The organism is Dietzia sp. SYD-A1 (genome assembly GCF_015356725.1).
GTDB lineage: Bacteria > Actinomycetota > Actinomycetes > Mycobacteriales > Mycobacteriaceae > Dietzia.
The window spans coordinates 1-1,146 of sequence record NZ_JADDKI010000499.1 but is presented as its reverse complement, the minus strand read 5'-3'; the positions used below and the strand labels follow the sequence as shown (position 1 = coordinate 1,146).

At 73.3% G+C, this 1,146-nt stretch carries 2 pseudogenes; both read left to right on the top strand.

Annotation, left to right across the window (positions count from 1 at the left end):
• A pseudogene (locus IY392_RS16115) lies at positions 1–765 on the top strand (glutamyl-tRNA reductase); the annotation flags it as partial.
• A pseudogene (locus tag IY392_RS16110) lies at positions 762–1,146 on the top strand (hydroxymethylbilane synthase); the annotation flags it as partial. The pseudogenes IY392_RS16115 and IY392_RS16110, both read left to right, overlap by 4 nt.

The window sequence follows — 1,146 nt, the reverse complement described above, 5'->3', positions numbered from 1 at the left end:
GTCGTGCTCGGGGCGGGCGCGATGGGCGGACTCGCGGTGGCGCACCTGGGTCGTTCCGGGATCTCTCATATCGACGTCACCAACCGAACGCCGGACCGCGCCGATCGCCTCTCCGAGATCGCCCGGGATTCCGGTACCCCGGCCGCGGCGTTCCCCATGGAGGACCTCGCAGACGGGATCGCCGCGGCGGACATCCTCTTCACCTGTACCGGCGCGGTCGGCGCCGTCGTGACGCTGGGCGACGTGCACACCGCGCTCGCCCGTCGCGGCCCGGGCCGTCCGCTGGTGATCTGCGATCTGGGAATGCCGCGTGACGTCGATCCCTCCGTCTCGGGCCTGCCGGGGGTGACCGTGTTGGGGATCGAGGAATTGAACGCCGACCCGGCCACCTCGGCCGCGGCCGCCGACGCCGACGCCGCCCGCACCATCGTCGACACCGAACTCGCGGCGTACACCCAGGCCGAGCGCATGGCCGGCGTCGGGCCGCTGATCGGCCAGCTCCGCGGTCGCGGCGGCCAGGTGGTCGCCGCCGAGATGCGCCGGTTGGAATCGCGGCTGCCGGACCTCGACGACAGGGTCCGGGACGAGGTGGCCAACACCGTCCGGCGGGTCGTGGACAAGCTTCTGCACCCGCCGACGGTCCGGTTCAAGGAGCTCGCGGCCCAGCCCGACGGCGAGAACCTGGCGGCGGTCGTGCGGACGCTGTTCGACCTCGACAGCGTGGGCCGTCTGGACGAGACCAGCGTGGACGAGGAGGCGTCATGAGCAGGACCCTGAAGGTGGGGACGCGGGGCAGCACCCTCGCGACCACGCAGGCCGGGCACGTCCGGGACGCCCTCATCGCCGCCGGTCACCCCGCGGAACTGGTGATCGTGCGGACCCGGGGTGACGTGGTGATGGCGCCGGTCGAGCGCATCGGGGTGGGCGTCTTCACCATGGAGTTGCGCTCCGCACTCGAGCGCGGTGACTGCGACGTCGCCGTCCACTCGTACAAGGACCTCCCGACGGCGCCCGACGACCGGTTCGCGCCGATCGCCGTGCCACCGCGGGTCGACCCCTCGGACGTGCTCATCGCACGCGACGGGCTGACCCTGGCCACGCTGCCCGAGGGCGCGCGCGTCGGGACCTCCGCGCCCCGTCGGCGGT